This window comes from Pseudomonas sp. AC255 (assembly GCF_979258175.1).
In genome coordinates this window covers 4,834,739-4,851,069 of sequence record NZ_OZ409841.1, presented here as the reverse complement: position 1 = coordinate 4,851,069, position 16,331 = coordinate 4,834,739, and the positions used below count along the sequence as shown (strand labels likewise).

General features: G+C 63.4%; 16 protein-coding genes and 1 pseudogene. All 17 read right to left on the bottom strand.

Going from position 1 to position 16,331, the window contains the following annotated elements; translation table 11 throughout:
• Positions 1 to 3: 3 nt before the first annotated feature.
• Positions 4 to 1,230, bottom strand: a complete 1,227-nt coding sequence (locus ACZZ0K_RS21885) for a beta-ketoacyl-ACP synthase (RefSeq protein ID WP_041477581.1) — start codon at positions 1,228 to 1,230, stop codon at positions 4 to 6.
• A pseudogene (gene fabG / locus ACZZ0K_RS21880) lies at positions 1,230 to 1,957 on the bottom strand (3-oxoacyl-ACP reductase FabG). Before fabG ends, ACZZ0K_RS21885 begins: the two are co-directional and overlap by 1 nt.
• Positions 1,950 to 2,414 carry a hotdog family protein gene (locus tag ACZZ0K_RS21875; protein WP_252879292.1) on the bottom strand — a complete coding sequence of 155 codons (465 nt, stop codon included), beginning with the start codon at positions 2,412 to 2,414 and terminating at the stop codon, positions 1,950 to 1,952. The pseudogene fabG and the gene ACZZ0K_RS21875 overlap by 8 nt, the downstream one beginning before the upstream one ends.
• Entirely contained in the window at positions 2,411 to 3,607 is a 1,197-nt protein-coding gene (locus tag ACZZ0K_RS21870) for a beta-ketoacyl-[acyl-carrier-protein] synthase family protein (RefSeq protein ID WP_252883039.1), read from the bottom strand. Before ACZZ0K_RS21870 ends, ACZZ0K_RS21875 begins: the two co-directional genes overlap by 4 nt.
• Positions 3,604 to 4,080 carry a hypothetical protein gene (locus ACZZ0K_RS21865; RefSeq protein WP_463559329.1) on the bottom strand — a complete coding sequence of 159 codons (477 nt, stop codon included), beginning with the start codon at positions 4,078 to 4,080 and terminating at the stop codon, positions 3,604 to 3,606. The genes ACZZ0K_RS21870 and ACZZ0K_RS21865 overlap by 4 nt, the downstream gene beginning before the upstream one ends.
• Positions 4,081 to 4,210: 130 nt before the next feature.
• On the bottom strand, positions 4,211 to 4,936 hold the full coding sequence (locus tag ACZZ0K_RS21860; RefSeq protein WP_150741714.1) for a class I SAM-dependent methyltransferase: 726 nt from the start codon (positions 4,934 to 4,936) through the stop codon (positions 4,211 to 4,213).
• Positions 4,933 to 6,180 (bottom strand): NAD(P)/FAD-dependent oxidoreductase, encoded by a 1,248-nt coding sequence (locus ACZZ0K_RS21855; protein WP_252883041.1) that lies wholly within the window; start codon positions 6,178 to 6,180, stop codon positions 4,933 to 4,935. The genes ACZZ0K_RS21860 and ACZZ0K_RS21855 overlap by 4 nt, the downstream gene beginning before the upstream one ends.
• A complete protein-coding gene (locus ACZZ0K_RS21850) occupies positions 6,167 to 7,330 on the bottom strand; it encodes a cation:proton antiporter (RefSeq protein WP_252877291.1) in 1,164 nt (387 codons plus the stop codon). Before ACZZ0K_RS21850 ends, ACZZ0K_RS21855 begins: the two co-directional genes overlap by 14 nt.
• On the bottom strand, positions 7,327 to 9,657 hold the full coding sequence (locus ACZZ0K_RS21845) for an MMPL family transporter (protein WP_258707486.1): 2,331 nt from the start codon (positions 9,655 to 9,657) through the stop codon (positions 7,327 to 7,329). Before ACZZ0K_RS21845 ends, ACZZ0K_RS21850 begins: the two co-directional genes overlap by 4 nt.
• Entirely contained in the window at positions 9,641 to 10,243 is a 603-nt protein-coding gene (locus ACZZ0K_RS21840; protein WP_056787382.1) for an outer membrane lipoprotein carrier protein LolA, read from the bottom strand. The genes ACZZ0K_RS21845 and ACZZ0K_RS21840 overlap by 17 nt, the downstream gene beginning before the upstream one ends.
• Complete coding sequence (locus ACZZ0K_RS21835) at positions 10,240 to 10,665, bottom strand: acyl-CoA thioesterase (RefSeq protein WP_258707487.1); 426 nt, start codon at positions 10,663 to 10,665, stop codon at positions 10,240 to 10,242. Before ACZZ0K_RS21835 ends, ACZZ0K_RS21840 begins: the two co-directional genes overlap by 4 nt.
• Positions 10,658 to 12,202 (bottom strand): HAL/PAL/TAL family ammonia-lyase, encoded by a 1,545-nt coding sequence (locus ACZZ0K_RS21830; protein WP_258707488.1) that lies wholly within the window; start codon positions 12,200 to 12,202, stop codon positions 10,658 to 10,660. Before ACZZ0K_RS21830 ends, ACZZ0K_RS21835 begins: the two co-directional genes overlap by 8 nt.
• The gene (locus tag ACZZ0K_RS21825) at positions 12,183 to 13,130 is read right to left on the bottom strand and encodes an LpxL/LpxP family acyltransferase (protein WP_110644852.1); all 948 of its coding nucleotides are present in this window, start codon (positions 13,128 to 13,130) and stop codon (positions 12,183 to 12,185) included. Before ACZZ0K_RS21825 ends, ACZZ0K_RS21830 begins: the two co-directional genes overlap by 20 nt.
• A complete protein-coding gene (locus ACZZ0K_RS21820) occupies positions 13,127 to 13,861 on the bottom strand; it encodes a glycosyltransferase family 2 protein (RefSeq protein WP_056787395.1) in 735 nt (244 codons plus the stop codon). The genes ACZZ0K_RS21825 and ACZZ0K_RS21820 overlap by 4 nt, the downstream gene beginning before the upstream one ends.
• Positions 13,854 to 15,533: an acyl-CoA synthetase family protein gene (locus ACZZ0K_RS21815; protein WP_258707489.1), complete on the bottom strand. Its 1,680-nt coding sequence runs from the start codon at positions 15,531 to 15,533 to the stop codon at positions 13,854 to 13,856. Before ACZZ0K_RS21815 ends, ACZZ0K_RS21820 begins: the two co-directional genes overlap by 8 nt.
• A complete protein-coding gene (locus ACZZ0K_RS21810) occupies positions 15,530 to 16,075 on the bottom strand; it encodes a COG4648 family protein (protein ID WP_258707490.1) in 546 nt (181 codons plus the stop codon). Before ACZZ0K_RS21810 ends, ACZZ0K_RS21815 begins: the two co-directional genes overlap by 4 nt.
• Positions 16,072 to 16,326: an acyl carrier protein gene (locus tag ACZZ0K_RS21805; RefSeq protein WP_016772026.1), complete on the bottom strand. Its 255-nt coding sequence runs from the start codon at positions 16,324 to 16,326 to the stop codon at positions 16,072 to 16,074. Before ACZZ0K_RS21805 ends, ACZZ0K_RS21810 begins: the two co-directional genes overlap by 4 nt.
• Between the last annotated feature and the right edge of the window lie 5 nt (positions 16,327 to 16,331).

Genomic DNA, 16,331 nt, shown 5'->3' with positions numbered 1-16,331 from the left:
CGGTTATGCCCAGCGGCGGAAGATCAACGAGGTGTTGACGCCACCGAAAGCGAAGTTGTTGTTCATCACGTAGTCGTGGTGCATCTGACGAAATTCGCCGCGCAGGTAATCGAGCTTGCCGCAGTGCGGGTCGACCTCGTCGAGGTTGAAGGTGTGCACGTAACGGTCGCTGTTGAGCATCTCGATGCTGAACCATGACTCCAGCGCACCGCAGGCACCGAGGGTATGGCCGAGAAAGCTCTTTTGCGAGCTGATCGGCATGTGTTCGCCGAACAAGCTGCTGGTGGCCAACGTTTCGGCGATGTCGCCCTGTTCGGTCGCGGTGCCGTGGCCGTTCACATAGCCAATGGCGTCCGGACTGAGGCCGGCATCTTCCAAGGCCAGCTCCATGGCGCGGCGCATGGTGACCTGTTCCGGGCGGGTGGTGTGCTGGCCGTCGGCGTTGCTGCCGAAACCGACGATTTCCGCGTGAATGTGCGCGCCACGGGCGAGGGCGTGTTCCAGCTCTTCAAGCACCAGCATGCCGCCGCCTTCGCCGATCACCAGACCGTCGCGGCCCTTGTCGTACGGGCGTGGGCTGGTCTGTGGTGCATCGTTTTTCAGGCTGGTGGCGTAGAGCGCGTCAAACACCATGGCTTCAGTCGGGCACAGTTCTTCGGCACCGCCGGCGAGCATCAACGGCAAGCGGCCGAACTTGATTGCCTCGTAGGCGTAGCCGATGCCCTGGCTGCCGCTGGTGCAGGCGCTGGAGGTCGGGATCAGGCGGCCGGTGAGGCCGAAGAAAATGCTGATATTGGCGGCGGTGGTGTGCGGCATCATCCGCACATAGGAGTTGGCGTTGAGCCCCTCGGCCACCGAGTTGAGCAGCATGTTGCCGAAGGCTTTGATCTCGTCAGTGCTACCGGTAGATGAACCACAAGCGACGCCCATGCGCCCGTCCTTGATCGATTCGTCACCGAGCAGGCCAGCATCGGCCAGAGCCTTTTCTGCTGCGCCGACCGCCAGTCGCGAAACCCGGCCCATGCTGCGCAACTGCTTGCGGGTCCAGTGCGACGGTACGAGAAAATCATCGATAGGCCCGGCCAGACGCGTGTTCAGCTCAGTGAAGCGATCCCACTCGTCCATCCGGCGAATGCCGCTGCGATTGGCCGCGAAATTGCCGGCAATGGTCGGCCAGTCGCTGCCCAGAGAGGTGATGCCGGCCATGCCGGTGACGACGACGCGTTTCATCAGCACAGGCCTCCGTTGACCGCCAGCACCTGGCGGGTGATGTACGAGGCTTCCGCCGACATCAGGAAATTCACCGCAGCGGCCACTTCTTCAGGGTGCCCATGCGTTGCGCGGGGATCATTTTCATCAGTTCCTCCACCGGCACGTTTTCGTCGAGCATGGCCGTGTCGATCAGGCCAGGGGCGACGCAGTTAACGGTGATTTTGCGCTTGCCCAGCTCGATCGCCAATGCCTTAGCGGCGCCAATCACCCCGGCCTTCGAAGCGCTGTAGTTGACCTGGCCACGGTTGCCGATCAGGCCCGAAACCGAAGTAATGCACACGATGCGTCCGGCGGCGCGACGACGGATCATCGGCATCATCACCGGGTGCAGGACGTTGTAGAAACCGTCGAGGTTGGTGCGCAGGACCACGTCCCAATCGTCATCGCTCAGCGCCGGAAACGCGCCGTCGCGGGTCAGCCCGGCATTGAGCACCACGCCGTAATAGGCGCCATGGTTTTCAACGTCGGCTTCGAGAATGCTTTTGCAGGTTTCACGGTCGGCGACGTCGAATTGCAGGATGCGTGCGCGGCGACCCAGTGCTTCGATTTCGGCCTGCACCGCTTGGGCTTCGGTCATGCCGCTGCGGCAATGCAGGACGATGTCGTGCCCGGCTTGCGCCAGACGCAAGGCAATGGCGCGGCCGATGCCACGGCTGGAGCCGGTGACCAGTACGGATTCAGTCATCGTGCGACTCCTGTGTCTGTTGCAGATATTGGTTGGCTTGCGGCGGGCGGAACACGTTCAGCCGGGCGCTGGCATGTATGCCGTCGCCGTGGATATGGCATTCGAATACGCCCATGCCGTTGTCGTCTTCCAGTGAGCGCAGGCCGTGGATGGTCAGCTCGCTGCCGGCCGCAAAGGCTTCGACGTTGCACTCGAATTTGCGTGTGCCGAGCAGAAAGCCCAGCTCCGGCGGATTGCCTTTTTGCCGGGCGTGGCAACCGGCGAAAGCGGCGACGCTCTGCGCCATCAGCTCGACGCCGACCCACGCCGGCAGGCTGCCGTCGGGCAGGTTGAACAGGCCGTCGGACTTGACCGTGAGGCGGGTGAAAATCTGCTCGTCATCGAAGCGCTCGATGGCGTCGATCAGGATCATGTCGCCGGCATGCGGCAGCAGTTCGGCGAGCGGCCAGTGGCTCATGGTGCGTCTCCGATAATCAGGCTGACGTTGTTGCCGCCGAAGGCAAACGAGTTGCTCATCAGGTAGCGCGGTGCAATGGACGTCAGGGGTTCGCTCGCGGTCACCCACTTGAGCGGCGGCAGCGCGGGATCGGCCTGGCCGTCCCAGATATGCGGCGGTAACGCCTGCTCAGGGTTGTCGGCACTCAGGCTCAGCCAGCAGAACGCCGCTTCCAGCGCGCCGGCAGCGCCGAGGGTGTGACCGGTCAGCGGCTTGGTTGACGAGCAGGCGACGCCTTGGGGAAACAGCGCCGCGACCGCAAGACTTTCCATCGCGTCGTTGTGCTGGGTCGCGGTGCCGTGCAGGTTCAGGTAGTTGATTTGCGCGGCTTGCAGATGCGCGCGGCCAAGGGCTTTCTGCATCGCTTGCAGAGCGCCGCGACCGCTCGGCTCCGGCGCGGAAATATGGTGCGCATCCGAGCTGGCGCCCGTCCCCAGCAGGGCGATGCCCGGGCCTTCGCCGCGCTGTTTGCTCATCACGAACAGCACCGCTGCTTCGCCGATATTGATGCCGTTGCGGTTGGCGGAAAACGGATTGCAGCGCTCATCTGAAACGGCTTCCAGCGATGAGAAACCGTTCAGCGTGAGCTTGCACAGACTGTCGACGCCGCCGCACAGTACCGCGTCGCACAGGCCCAGATCGAGCAGGCGCTGAGCGCTCATCAGCGCGCGGGCGCTGGAGGTACAGGCGGTGGAAATCACGTAGGCCGGGCCGCTCAGTTGCAGCCATTCGGCGAGAAAATTCGCCGGGGCGCCGAGTTCCTGTTGGCGATAGTCGTACTCGTGGGGAAATTGCTGTTCGCGGATGTAATGCGCCAGACCCCGGCTGGCCTCGTCGATGCCTGAGGTGCTGGTGCCGAGCACCACGCCTATGCGCTCGCGGCCGAAGGTCTGGATCGCACGATCGATGTCGTCTCGAATCTGCAGCGCGGCTTCCAGCAACAGCTGATTGTTGCGACTGCTGTGCTCGACCAGGTCCGCAGGGATCGCCGCCAATTCACCGTGTACGCCGGCCACAGGCAGTTCACGTTCGGCGACCCAGCCGGACTCGCGGCGCATCCCCGAACAGTCGCCGGCGAACAGATTGCGCGCGACTTCAGACTTGTCGCGGCCCAGGGCGCAGATCACGCCGAGGGCATTCAGGTAAGCGGTCATGGCGTCGATTCACCTAACTGGGAAACGCGATAGTGCGGGCCTTGGGGCAGATTCAATTGGAAGCTCAACGGTTGTGAATAGCGGATGTTCCAGCGCGCCGGCAGTGAACGCTGATCGGCCTGTTGTCGGGCGTCGGGATAGTTGCGCAGCAGCTCGGCAGGAGGCGTCAGGGCGAACAGCAATGCGGCGAACAACTCCCGCGCCTCGGGATTGGGCGGCAGCAGACCGTCGGCCTGCCAACGCCCGTCGATCAGTTGCTGACGCGCCTGGGGAATGCCCAGCGGATCCATCATCGACCAACGCGTGCCGGCGCCTTCGCGCTGGATCACCAGCAGCCAGTCCTGACGTTGCCCGGCTTGCTCGCGCTCAATGTGCAGTTGCAGCGGCAGAGGCAGCGTCGGGTTGGCCGCTGGTAGCGGTGGCTGGCTGGCGCAGGCGCTGAGCAAGGCAAATAGCACCAATACTAGCCACACCACAAACCTTGTGGGAGCTGGCTTGCCAGCGATGGCGTCGGCACATCCAGCATTTTTTTGACTGACACACCGCCATCGCTGGCAAGCCAGCTCCCACAGGGACCAATGTATTCAGGTCGAAAGTGGTGCATCAGATGTCACCTTGCAATGGCTTGCGCGCGACGACGTTTACCAGCGTCTCTTCGCGCTCACCGAATGGCTTGGGTTTGCTCAACCCCAACCGCTCCAGCAAACCAAAATCCTTCGACCGGCTCCACCACAGATACGGGTAGGACACATTGCGCTCGGCAAACTCGAAGCCCTGCTCGCGGATCATCTGCAGGTAGCCGGCGGCGCTCTTCTGCACATGCATCGGATGGCGGAACAGCCAGCGAATCACCCAGGTATCAATGTAAGCCTCGGTGGATTCGGCGAACAGCAGATAGCCGCCTGGCTTGAGCACGCGATAGAACTCGGCCAAGGCCTTTTCCTGCTCGACCAGATGATGGAAGGTCTGGTGGCAGAACAGCAGGTCGACGCTGGCATCGGCGACGTTGAGCGTGGCGCAATCGCTGCCGATCAACTCGACTGGCATGCCCAGGCGGGTGGCCTCTTCGGCGCTGAGTTGCAAACTGTGCGGGTCGGCGTCGACGCCGATCAGTCGCTGCGGGGCGAAGGTCTGACGCAGGTGGCCGAAGGACTTGCCCTGACCGCAACCGGCGTCGAGCAGCACCGGGTGTTCCGGCAGCGGCTCACTGAATAATCCACGCAAATCGTTGATCGCCACGCGCAGCACATGGTGCTGCCAGGTGTGGCTGCGCAAGAACCAGAGACCGAAGCGGGTTTCCTCGACGTAACTGTCGCTCAAGTAATTCATGAGGCGTCCTGCGCGCAGAGTTGGGAAATCATCTTCAGCCGGCGCCGCGCTTCACTGACGAACGGGTTGCGCTCGTCCCAGGCGTAACCGGCGAGGATCGAGCAGATCATCCGGCGAATTTCCGCTTGGCTGTCCTCATAGAAAATCACGTCCTGGAAGGTGCCGGCGTACCAGCCTTCGACGTAGCAACGGAAGGTATCGACGCCGCGTTTCAACGGTTCGGCAAATTCGCTTTGCCAGTCCACCGTTTCACCCTGCAACTGACGGTGCAGCACGCCGGCAGCCATGCTCGCCGAACGCATGGCGATGGTCACGCCGGAGGAGAATACCGGGTCAAGGAATTCTGCGGCGTTGCCCAGCAGCGCGAAGCCCGGGCCGTGCAGGGATTTCACGTTGGCCGCATAGCCGCCGAGGGTGCGCGCCGGGGTGTCCCAGACCGCGTTGTTCAGAACCCCGGCGAGGCTCGGCGTCTCGGCGATGAAGCTGCGCAGGCAGGCATCGAGATCGCTGTCGCGACCCCGGAAATGTTCCTCAGCCGCGACCACGCCTACCGAGCAGCGGCCATTGCTGAACGGGATGGTCCAGAACCACACATCGCGATGCTCGGGATGGGTGGTGACGAGGATCTTTTCACGGTCGAACGCCGGGTTGTCGATGTGATCTTCGACATGGGTGAACACGGCCTGACGCACCGGGAAATTCGAAGGTGCTTCGAGGTCGAGCAAGCGCGACAGCACGCGGCCGTAGCCGCTGGCGTCCAGGACGAAATCGGCTTCGACGCGGTACTCGCTGCCATCTTCGCGGCGCACATCGAGTTGTGGTTTCGCCTGATCGAAATCGACGCTGACAATCGCATCGCCATAACGGATTTCCGCACCTTGCAATGCTGCTTGATCGGCCAGCAACTTGTCGAAATCGGCGCGCTGCACCTGGAACGTGGTCGGCTTGCCGGCGGTGAAAGTGTCGCCAAAATCGAAGGCGCTGTAGCGCTCGCCCCAGGCAAACGCCGCGCCGGTCTTGCGCTGGAACCCGGCGGCGTTGACGGCGTCGAGCATGCCGGCTTCTTCAACGAAGTCCAGGCAGTGGCTGAGCAGGCTTTCGCCGATGGAGAAGCGTGGGAAGTGCTGGCGCTCGAGCACCAGCACATCGTGGCCCTTGCGCTTGAGCAGGGCAGCGGCGATAGCACCGGACGGGCCGGCACCGATGATCACGACCTGACGGGATTCCATTTCAACGATTGGCACGTGAGCTCCGGGGCAGAGGACTGTTCAGATTCAGGGGCGCGCGATGCAGGCCGATCAGGGCCGGCAGCAGCGTCGCGATCAGGCCCATCAGCATCAGCGCGAAATACAGCGCCGGGGTGATGAGCTGTTGTTGCAACAACAGATTGAGAAAGACGATTTCGCTCAGGCCGCGAATGTTCAGCAGTACGCTTTCGCGCCAGCGGCTGGCACCCGCGAACGAGGCTCCAGCCCAACCGAGGCCGAGCCAGTTGCCGAGCAGTTTACTGGCAATCGGCAACAGCAGCAGCGCCGCCCATTGCCCGGCGTCGAGGCTGGCGAGGGCGCTGTGGACGTCGATCTGGACGATGCCGAACGTGAGGATCAGCGGGATTGCGATCCACGTCTGCAAACGGCTCATCCAGCGTGCCGGCAACGGCAGCACCAACGGCACTTTCAGCAGCGCCATGCACAGCAGATAGCCGATGCCGAAAATCAGCGCGTTGAGTTTGTAATGCTCGGCCATGACCAGCAACGCGAAGAAGCCGAGGCTGTAAGTCAGCGGGCGACGCACGCGCAGCAGGTGCAAAAGCAGCGGCACGCCGGCCATGGCCACGGGCAGCAACAGGCTGCTCAGGTACAGGCTGCCCTGGGCGAGGCCGAACAGCGTCCAGCAGGTCAGATCGATAAGGATCGCTGTTTGCACCAGACGCCGCGTGGCAGCGGGCGGGTAATCGATGTGACGCAGATACAGGTACAACACCGGGATCGCGGTAATCGCGAAGACCAGTCCGATGGCCAATGCGTTGAGCCACGGCTGCGACGGCAGCAACCAGTACGCAACCGCCAGCCCGCAAGCGAACGGCACAGCGAAACTCGGTATAGCGATTTTGACGCTCTGGCGATCCAGACGCAGATCGATGACATCGCTGAGGATATGCCCGAGCAGCAAGGCGAAGCTCAGGCTGTAGAGGTTTTTCAGCCAGTCCGGAGCGATCAGTTGTGCGCCGCTGAGCTGCCAGCCCGGCTCGATCCAGAAATACATCAGCAACGGCAAACCGAAGCTCGCCAGCAGCAACTGACTGACGATCGGAATCAGGCCGAAATGGCGGCCGACCCGGGTCGCCAGGGCGAACAGCGCCAAGGCCAGCAACCAGAAGCCGAAGACCATCATGCCGCTGGCTCCGCAACCGGTTCATGGCGCCCGGCCCACGGCGCGAGCATGAAGCTGAACGCCAGGCCGAGGCTCACCGACAGGCCGAAATTGCTCACCGCCGGCGTACTGGAGACCGCCAGCAGGCCGAACGATAGCCACGTGGTGACGGCGGCGAGCAAGGTGCCGAGCAGACTTACCGCTGCGCCGCCCACCTGTTCGCGCATGAGGATTGCGTAATCGACACTGATCGCCGTCACCAGCAACAGGCCGAACAGGCTGAACAGGGTCAGCGGCTGACCGAGCCAGCCAAGGCTGGCCAGACTGCACAGCGCCGCCAGCAGCGGCAGGGCGACGATACGCAGGGCGCCGGTCAGGCCGAACGGCAGGATCAGCACCAGCACGATCAACACGCAGGAGGCCAGTTTCAGTTCGGCGGCGCTGATCTGCGTGGCGGCGAACACCTTGTTCAGATCACCGAGGCGATCGACCAGCACCACCCCCGGCAGATCGAGCGCCTGCACGCGCAACAACGACGGATTGTTCAAGCCCTGCAGGCTGGTGATTGCCGCAACGCCGTCTTCAGTCGGGCCAAGCCATAGCGTGCGATACGGCTCGCCGAGCGGGCCGGCCAGCGCGGCGTCGATGTCTTCGGCGGGCAGGGTCTGCAACTGCTGCAATTCATTTTGCAACGCAGCCGCCGGCACGCCGAGATCGAGCAGCGGTTGCCAGAACGACGGCAGCTTGTTCAGTGATTCGCGCACTTGCTGTTGCTGGCTCGGCGCACTGACCAGTTGATCAAGGGCCAGATAGCCTTGCAGTTTGTCGAGGTTGACCAGCTGCTGCAGCCGTTCGCTCAGCGCTGCCTGGCGCTCGAGCAATTGCTCCTGATTGGCAGCGCGGATCAGGAAGAACTGGCTGGTCGGTTGATACCCGGTGATGCGCGCGATGGTCTGCGCTTCGTCGGTCAGATGCTGCGGCGCGCCGACCCATTGGCGGATGTCGTTCTTGCTCTGCAACTGCATCAAGCCGCCGATGCAGAAGGCGATCAGCAGGGCCAGCAGCGCGGGCGTGCGCATGCAACCGAGCAGCGCCTCACGCAGATGAATCAGGCGCTCGGCCAGGCGCAGCGGCCATTGCGCCGGGCGCAGTTGGACATTTTTCAGCAGCGCCGGCAGCAGGCAGACCGCCGACAGATAGGCACCGAGCAAGCCGGCGGCGGAGAACACCGCGATCTGCGTCAGCGCCGGGAACGGTGTCCAGGCCAGCGCCAGATAGCCGATAACGCTGGTGATCAGGCTCAGGGTCAGCCCCGGCAAGGTCAGGCGCAGGGCCGGCCAACTGCGCCACGGCTTGAGACTCCAGCTTTTGGACAGATAGTGCAGCGGGTAATCGACGGCGACGCCGATCAGACTCGAACCGAGCACCAGCGTCATCACATGCATGTGGCCGAACAGCGCCACGCAGGCCACCGCGCCGAACAGCATGCCGACCAGCACCGGAACAAATGCCAGCAGCACGCCCCAGCGGCGAAACGCCAACAGCAGCAACAGCAGAATGCCGACCGTTGCGCCGCCGCCGACCCAGGTCATTTCGCGGGTGGCTTGTTGCTGGCCGTTGGCGGCGTAGAGCAGGCCACTGGCGGCGAGCAACTGCACGCCGCTTTGCGCCGCCTGTTCGCGGCTGTGCTGGAGCAGCTCTGCCACTTGCAGCGGCAGATTCATATCGAAGGCGTTACCGGTGGTGCGCGCACGCAGCATCACCCAGCTCTTGCCGTCGGCATCGGCGACCAGTGCGCCGCTGCCAATGTCCAGTTGCACTGCGCCATGTTTCGGCTGGCTGTTCTGGATGCGCCCGGTCAGGCCGAGCCAGTCGTCCTGGCTTGGCACCAGGGTGAAGCCGTTGAACGGATCGAACAGCGCCTGTACTCGCTGCTGGATGAACGCGTCGGGGTGCTTGCTGAGTAGCTGCCGATCATCCGCCGAGAGCATCGCAAGGCGTCCTTGCAGCAATTGCTTGCGCAGCGCCGGCAAGTCGGCTTGCAGGTTCCACTGCACGGTTTCGAACAGACCGCTGGCCTGCCATTGTTCGCCCAGTTGTTGGGCCATGGTCAGCGCTTGCTGGCGATCGGCGTGGCCGACCAGCACCAGCATTTCGCGATTGAGCGGTTCTTGCATGCGCTGTTCGGCGCGCAACTCCAGCGCGTCTGGATTGGTCCCGGGTACCAGCTCCATGAGATTGGCCGACAGCGGCGCACCGTCGCGCCACTGCCAGGCAGCCAGCGCGACGACGGCCAGCAGCAGGCTCAGAAACAGCCAGGGCAGCTTGCGTTCACTCGGCAAAGTCATGTTGCTCCGCTTCGCTCAAGGGTTGCTCGGCCGTGCTGTCCTGCATGCGCAGCAGGGTGCTGTCGCCCTGGGTTTCCAGCAGCTCGATGGTTTGCACAAGGGCGCCGCCATCGATATTGATCTGCTGGAACACTTGCTTGAGCAGCATCGAACGCGGCGTCAGGGTCAGTTGCCACTGCTGCGCCGTGCCGCTCAGGGCCAGTTCGAAATCGCGCTGCAAACCGCTGCTGTCACCTTGCAGCACGGCGAGAAACAAACGGTTCTGCTCGGCACCGGCGCTCTTGTTCGGCAGGAGTTGCCAGCCATTGGTGTCACGGCGGGCGATGCCATTGGCGGTGATGCGGTAATCCTGTTGCAGCGGGGTTTTCAACAGCCACAGCAGGCCATGATTTTTCGCGAGGACGAAGCTGCCCTTGCTGATCAGCGGCTGCGGCAGGGCGCGCAGGTGTTTTTCCTGAGTGAACTGGCCGTGGATAACATCCGGTTTCGCCAGTTGTTCACTGAGTTGTTGCAGGTCGAAGGCATTGGCCCATGACGACACGGCCAGCAGCGCCAACGCGCCAAGGCTTTTGAACAACACATTCATCGCAGCATCCTTTCCACGGCATCGGTGAAGACTTTGGGTGAGGCCAGTTGCATCTCGCGGCTGCTGACTTCCACAGCGACTTGCACAGAGCTTGCGCGGGTCAGGCGCTCGCCGGTCTGCAGGTCGCTGATCAGGTAATTGATCTTCAGACGGTTTTCCCACTCGATCAGGCTGGCGCGCACGTTCAGCCGCTGGCCGAACACCGCGCTGCGCACGTAGCGCAGTTGCAGGTCGATGATCGGCCAGGCGTAACCCGAATCGACCATGTGCGTGTAGTTGTGGCCGATCTTGTCCAGCAGCGCACAGCGCGCCACTTCGAGGTATTTGACGTAATGGCCGTGCCAGACCACGTGCATGGTGTCGACGTCGAAAAACGGCACGAGAATCTCGGTATCGGCGTGAAGCACTCCGGCACTACGCATGCAGCCTCCAGTGTTGCGCGGCGATGCGTTGCAGGCACAGGCGCAGTTCGCCTTCCAGCGCGCGGTCTTCGATGACCGGCGGGAAGTCCTTGCCCAGCTCTTTGTGCATCGCTGCCAGTGCCGGCGGCAGCGGGCGCGCATCGGCGGCTTGAGCGCGCAGCCACACGCCCTGATTGGCGGCGAGCAGCGTGGCGGCGGCGACCTGTTCGGTCAGCTCCAGCACGCGAATCGCATCACGGGCGGCGATGGTGCCCATGCTCACCTTGTCCTGGTTGTGGCACTCGGTGGAGCGCGAGAACACGCTGGCCGGCATGGTGTTTTTCAGTGCTTCGGCGGTCCAGGCGCTGGTGCCGATCTGCACGGCTTTGAAGCCGTGATTGATCATGGCCCGATCGGCTGGCGCGCCGGAGAGGTTGCTTGGCAAGCCGTGGTTGTAGCGCTCGTCGACCAGCAACGCCAATTGCCGATCGAGCAGATCGGCGACGTTGGCCACGAGGTTTTTCAGGCTGTCCATAGCGAACGCAATGTGCCCGCCGTAGAAGTGCCCGCCATGCAGAACGCGCTCGGCTTCGGCATCGATGATCGGGTTGTCGTTGGCGCTGTTCAGCTCGGTTTCGATGAAGCCGCGCAGCCAGTTCAGGCTGTCGGCCAGCACGCCGAGCACATGCGGCGCGCAACGCAGCGAATAACGATCCTGCAGACGATGCAGTGGCGCGGTCGGCGCGTCGATCGCCAGATCCTTGCGCAGCCACGCGGCGACCTGCATCTGCCCCGGGTGCGGTTTGGCGGCGAACAGGCGTTCGTCGAAGTGCTCCGGGTTGCCTTGCAGCGCGACGACATTGAGCGCGGTGATGCGCGTGGCCAGTTGCAGCAGGTAATCGGCGCGGGCGAAAGCGAGACAGGCGAGGCCGGTCATCACCGCTGTGCCGTTCATCAGCGCCAGCGCCTCTTTCGGGCGCAGCACCAGCGGCGTCCAGCCTAGCTCGCGATGCACGTCGGCAGCCTGACGACGTTCGCCACGGAACAGCACTTCGCGCTCGCCGGACAGGGTTGCGGCGACATAGGACAACGGCGTCAGATCGCCGCTGGCACCCACCGAACCCTCTTCGGGAATCAGCGGCAGGATGTCGTATTCGAGAAACGCGTGCAGACGCTCGAGCAGTTCGACGCGCACCCCGGAAACGCCGTGACACAACGACTGCAAGCGCGCCGCCAGCACCGCGCGGGTCGCCTGCGCGTCGAGCAGTTTGCCCAGGCCGCAACCATGAAAGGTGTAGAGATGACGCGGCAGCGCCTCGACGTGATGCAGCGGCACCGTGACCACGCAGGAATCGCCGTAACCGGTGGTGACGCCGTAGATCACGCCTTCCTTGTCCAGCAGCGAATCGAGAAACCGCGCGCCCTTGGCGATGCGCTCGCGATAGTCGGCGTCAGCCTGCAATTGCACGGGCGCCTGACGGTTGGCCAGGGCCAGCACGTCTTCGATGCGCAAAGGGCGTTCGCCGAAGGTTACCGGCTCATGGGTTGGCGTCGTCATCGGTCTTCCAGAAAGGGTAAAAGTTGAACCATTGCTGCGGGGCTTCGAGGCAATAGTGACTCAGGCGCTGCGCGTAGCGAGTGGCCCACTGATGAATGACCTGCTCGCGCTCGCGGCGTGTCCACACCACCGCGTCGGCGAACGGTTCGAGAGTCAGGCGATAGTGGCCGTCGGGTTGCTTGAGGCACATCAGCAGATTGACCGGGCACTTGAGCAGGCCGGCCAGTAACCACGGGCCTTGCGGAAATGGCGCCGGATGGCCGAGAAAGTCCACCGTCACGCTGCGCCCGCCGTGCAGCGGCACGCGGTCACCGGCAATCGCCAGCCACTCGCCGCGTTCCAGTCGTTCATGCAGTTGCAGCATGATCACCGGGTCTAGTTCGCTGACCTGAATCAGGCGCAGATTGGTCGCCCCGGCCTCGCCAAGCAAGCGGTTGAATTGCTCGGCGTGCTTGGTGTGCACCAGCACGTTCATGGTGACCTTTTCGCCGATCTCCGCCAGCGCCCGGCAGACTTCGAGATTGCCCAGATGCGCGCCGACCAGCAGTTGCCCGCGACTGCCGCGCAACTGCTTGCGCAGCAGCGCAGGGTCGATGATTTCGATCTGCTCGATACTCAGCTTGCCGTTCCACACATCGAGCTTGTCGAGCAGTGAATCGGCAAAGGTCATGAACTGGCTGAACACCCGCCAGTGACTCGGGCGCAGATCGTCGCGCCGGCTCCACTCGGCCAGCCGCTGCTGGTACTGCCAGGCACTGCGCCGGGCGATCCGGCCGAAGAGGAAAAAATACAGGACGATGCCGTACAGCAACGGACTGAGCAGGCGCCTGCCGAGGACTTTGGCGGCGAACGCGGTGAATTTCATCAGCAGGAAACTGCCGCGCTCTTCGCGGTCGGCCCAGTGCTTCTTGTCGACTTCTTCGCTCATGGTTTCCACCGCCGCCAGAGGATCACCGGCCAACGCAGCAACATGCCGAAGAACAGCCGCGTGTGCATGCTGGAAATCAGCGCGTTGTCGTGGAACAGGCGAAAGTGCGACACGCCGTCCAGCGGGTAATGCACGCTTGTCTGCAGCCAGCGCATCGGCTGATTGCGCCAGGCCAGCCGCACAAGAATGTCCGAGTCGAAATCCATGCGCTTGCCGACTTTGGCCGAGTCGATCACGGCCAGAGTTGGCGCCAGCGGGTAGACGCGGAAGCCGCACATCGAATCGCGAATCTGCAACGACAGGGTGTTGATCCAGACCATCACGTGCGTCAGGTAGCGCGCGTACAAACGCCCTTTCGGCACGCTCTCGTCGAACAGCGGATAGCCGCAGATCATCGCCTCGGGATGGCCGCGGGATTCGCCGACGAAGCGCGCGACGTCGTGCAAATCGTGCTGGCCGTCGGCATCGACCTGCAAGGCATGGCTGTAACCCAGACGCGAGGCTTCACGCAGACCGGTCATCACCGCGCCGCCCTTGCCCTGATTGGCCGTCAGGCGCACCAGAAAAACCCTGTCGCGCTCGGCCAGGGTGTCGAGCACCCGCGCGCAGGATGGCTCGCTGGCATCGTCCACCAGAATGCACGGCAGACCTTGTGCGAGCAGGGCATCGACCACGGTGGTGATCGCGGTTTCATGGTTGTACACCGGGATTACGGCGCAGGGGTTATGCATGGGCAGGCCCCAGGAGAATGCGTCCGCTGGAACAGGTCGCCGTGTCATTGCGATAAGCGAAATACAACTTGCCGCGCTCGGCATCGAAACGCAGATGCAGCTGGATTTCATCACCCGGGCGCACCAGTTGCTGAAACTTCAGCACCTCCATTCCCGCGAACCCGCCATCCAGCTTCAGCAACTGCCGACCCAGATTCAGCGCCCATTCCACCTGCACCACACCGGGCAACACCGGTGCCTTGGGAAAATGCCCGCTGAAGTAGGCCAGATCCGGCGGCACGCTGAGTTGCAGGCTCCACTCGCCGTCGCTTTCGCTTTGCTCCAGCACTTCGGGGGCTTTGGGTCGCGCGGCCAGCAGCAATGCTTCGACGTCGGCTTGCGCCAGTTTGCCCTGGCTGTTCAATGGCATCTGCCGCAGCAGGCGCCAGCGTCGGGGCAGGGCGAGGGCTTCGCAATGCTGGCTCAAATGTTTGCGCAGGGTCTCGGTCAGGCCACGGCGGCCGTGCTCGCGCAGGGCGAACAGACCCGATTCGCTGAGCACCAGCAGCGCGCCGAGCGAGGCGCGGTTTTCCTGGACCACACCGAGCCGCGCCTCGGCGACCCAGTCATGGGCTACCAATGCCTGCTCGAGCATCGGCAGCGAGATGCGTTTTTCTTCCAGTTTGACGATGCGGTCCAGTCGCCCCAGCAGTTCGAAGCGACCATCGGTGGCAATGCGTGCGGCGTCGGCGCTGTGTTCGACGTGACCGGCAGGCAGGTAAGGCGAGGCGATCAACAGGGCGCCGTCGCTGTCCTGGCTCAGTTCGACGCCAGCAAACGGCCGCCACAACGAATCGCCCTGACGCCAGGCGATGCCGCCAGTTTCTGAGCTGCCGAGGATTTCCGTCGGCCATTGCTGCAAGCGCTGTTGCAGACTTTGCGCCGCTTCCGGCGGTAACGCGCCCCCGGAGGAAAACACCCGGCGCACCGCGCTCAGGGCCGGCCAGTCGAGGTTGTCGCCCATGCGCTTGAGCAGCGCTGGGCTGGCGACCCAGGCAAAGGCCGGATGCTCGCGGCTGGCGCGTTGCAGGTCTTCGGAAAAGGCCAGTTGCCGGCGCACGAACGGACGCCCGGCGCACAAGGGCCACAACACGCGAAACAGCAGGCCATAGATGTGTTGCGTGGCGACACTGCCGATGATGCAGGCTTCACCGAGGTCTGCGCCCCACAACTGTTCCAGCGCTTCGACCTCGTTGGCCAATTGGCGCAGGGTCTTGTCGATGCGCTTGGGCTCGCCGCTGGAGCCGGAAGTGCACAGGCTCAGGCGGCATTGATCGAGATCCAGTTGTGCTCCGGGCAGGCCGGGCTGAGTGAAGTCGTCCAGCTGTGCATCGCCTGATTGATCGGTCAGCCATAGATCGACTTCCTGCGACCAGCGCTGACGCGTCTGCGCTTGCAGATCCGCCGGCAGCAACACGCTGACGCCGGCACGCCACGCGCCGAGCAGGGCGATGGCGAGGTCGGCGGCATCTTCCAGATGCACGGCCAGCCTTTTCACGCCTTGGCTTTGCAGACCCGCGGCGACGCTCAAGGCCTGCGCTCGCAGTTGCGTGTGATCGAGTGCCGGCGCCTGGCAGATCGCCCGTGCCGGCAGTGCCTTGAGCAACAGCTGCTCAAGTTTTATCCAATTCATGTACGGCCTCTTACCCGTTGTCGTATCAGCCATTCAATGGCAAACATCAGGCCGATCAATCCGTAGGAGATCAGGCCGGTGTACAACATCCACCAATCCAGCGGCGCCCACAGGGTGAGGAGGGCGGCGCACAAACCGTTGCAGAAGAAAAACACGCTCCAGGCCAGCGTCACCTTGCGTGTGTAGCGAACGGCAACCTCCGGCAGCTCCGGCTCACGCAAGCGCGCCAGACGCTCGACCATCGGCGGGCCGAATTTCAGGCTTGCGCCGAACAGCACCAGCATGAATGCGCTGATCAGCACCGGGTACCAGCGCAGCAGCTGCGGGCTGTCGAACACCGCCAGCAGCAGGCAGAACACCATCGCCACGCACGCCATCCACAGGCTGCCAGGCTTGCGCTCGCCGGTCAGGACCCGCGCCAGCCACAGGCTGCCCAGCAGCAGTGCAAATTGCCACGGGGCGAAGTGCTCCATGCCGAAATACACCGCAAAGGGGTACAGCAGACCGGCCAGCAGCAGGCCCAGGCCGATCAGTCGGCTCATGCGGCCGGTTGAACCAGACGGAACACCGCCTCGACCACGTCACCGACGGTGCGTACCGATTTGAACTCTTCGGCAGCGATTTTCTTGCCGGTCTGGCGTTTGATGTGATCGATCAGGTCGACCGCATCGATGCTGTCGATTTCCAGATCCTGATACAGATTGGCGTCCATGCTTACGCGGGCCGGATCCAGTTCGAACAGCTCGACCAAGGCATCGCGCAGGGTGTTGAAAATATCGTCACGAGTTTGCATGGTCC

Bases quoted from the DNA above. Each gene is read 5' to 3' on its own strand.
- ACZZ0K_RS21830 (WP_258707488.1), bottom strand. From the start codon at position 12,202: ATGACGACGCCAACCCATGAGCCGGTAACCTTCGGCGAACGCCCTTTG.
- ACZZ0K_RS21815 (WP_258707489.1), bottom strand. From the start codon at position 15,533: ATGAATTGGATAAAACTTGAGCAGCTGTTGCTCAAGGCACTGCCGGCA.
- ACZZ0K_RS21805 (WP_016772026.1), bottom strand. From the start codon at position 16,326: ATGCAAACTCGTGACGATATTTTCAACACCCTGCGCGATGCCTTGGTC.
- ACZZ0K_RS21810 (WP_258707490.1), bottom strand. From the start codon at position 16,075: ATGAGCCGACTGATCGGCCTGGGCCTGCTGCTGGCCGGTCTGCTGTAC.
- ACZZ0K_RS21870 (WP_252883039.1), bottom strand. From the start codon at position 3,607: ATGACCGCTTACCTGAATGCCCTCGGCGTGATCTGCGCCCTGGGCCGC.
- ACZZ0K_RS21850 (WP_252877291.1), bottom strand. From the start codon at position 7,330: ATGATGGTCTTCGGCTTCTGGTTGCTGGCCTTGGCGCTGTTCGCCCTG.
- ACZZ0K_RS21875 (WP_252879292.1), bottom strand. From the start codon at position 2,414: ATGAGCCACTGGCCGCTCGCCGAACTGCTGCCGCATGCCGGCGACATG.
- ACZZ0K_RS21860 (WP_150741714.1), bottom strand. From the start codon at position 4,936: ATGAATTACTTGAGCGACAGTTACGTCGAGGAAACCCGCTTCGGTCTC.
- ACZZ0K_RS21885 (WP_041477581.1), bottom strand. From the start codon at position 1,230: ATGAAACGCGTCGTCGTCACCGGCATGGCCGGCATCACCTCTCTGGGC.
- ACZZ0K_RS21825 (WP_110644852.1), bottom strand. From the start codon at position 13,130: ATGAGCGAAGAAGTCGACAAGAAGCACTGGGCCGACCGCGAAGAGCGC.
- ACZZ0K_RS21840 (WP_056787382.1), bottom strand. From the start codon at position 10,243: ATGAATGTGTTGTTCAAAAGCCTTGGCGCGTTGGCGCTGCTGGCCGTG.
- ACZZ0K_RS21845 (WP_258707486.1), bottom strand. From the start codon at position 9,657: ATGACTTTGCCGAGTGAACGCAAGCTGCCCTGGCTGTTTCTGAGCCTG.
- ACZZ0K_RS21820 (WP_056787395.1), bottom strand. From the start codon at position 13,861: ATGCATAACCCCTGCGCCGTAATCCCGGTGTACAACCATGAAACCGCG.
- ACZZ0K_RS21835 (WP_258707487.1), bottom strand. From the start codon at position 10,665: ATGCGTAGTGCCGGAGTGCTTCACGCCGATACCGAGATTCTCGTGCCG.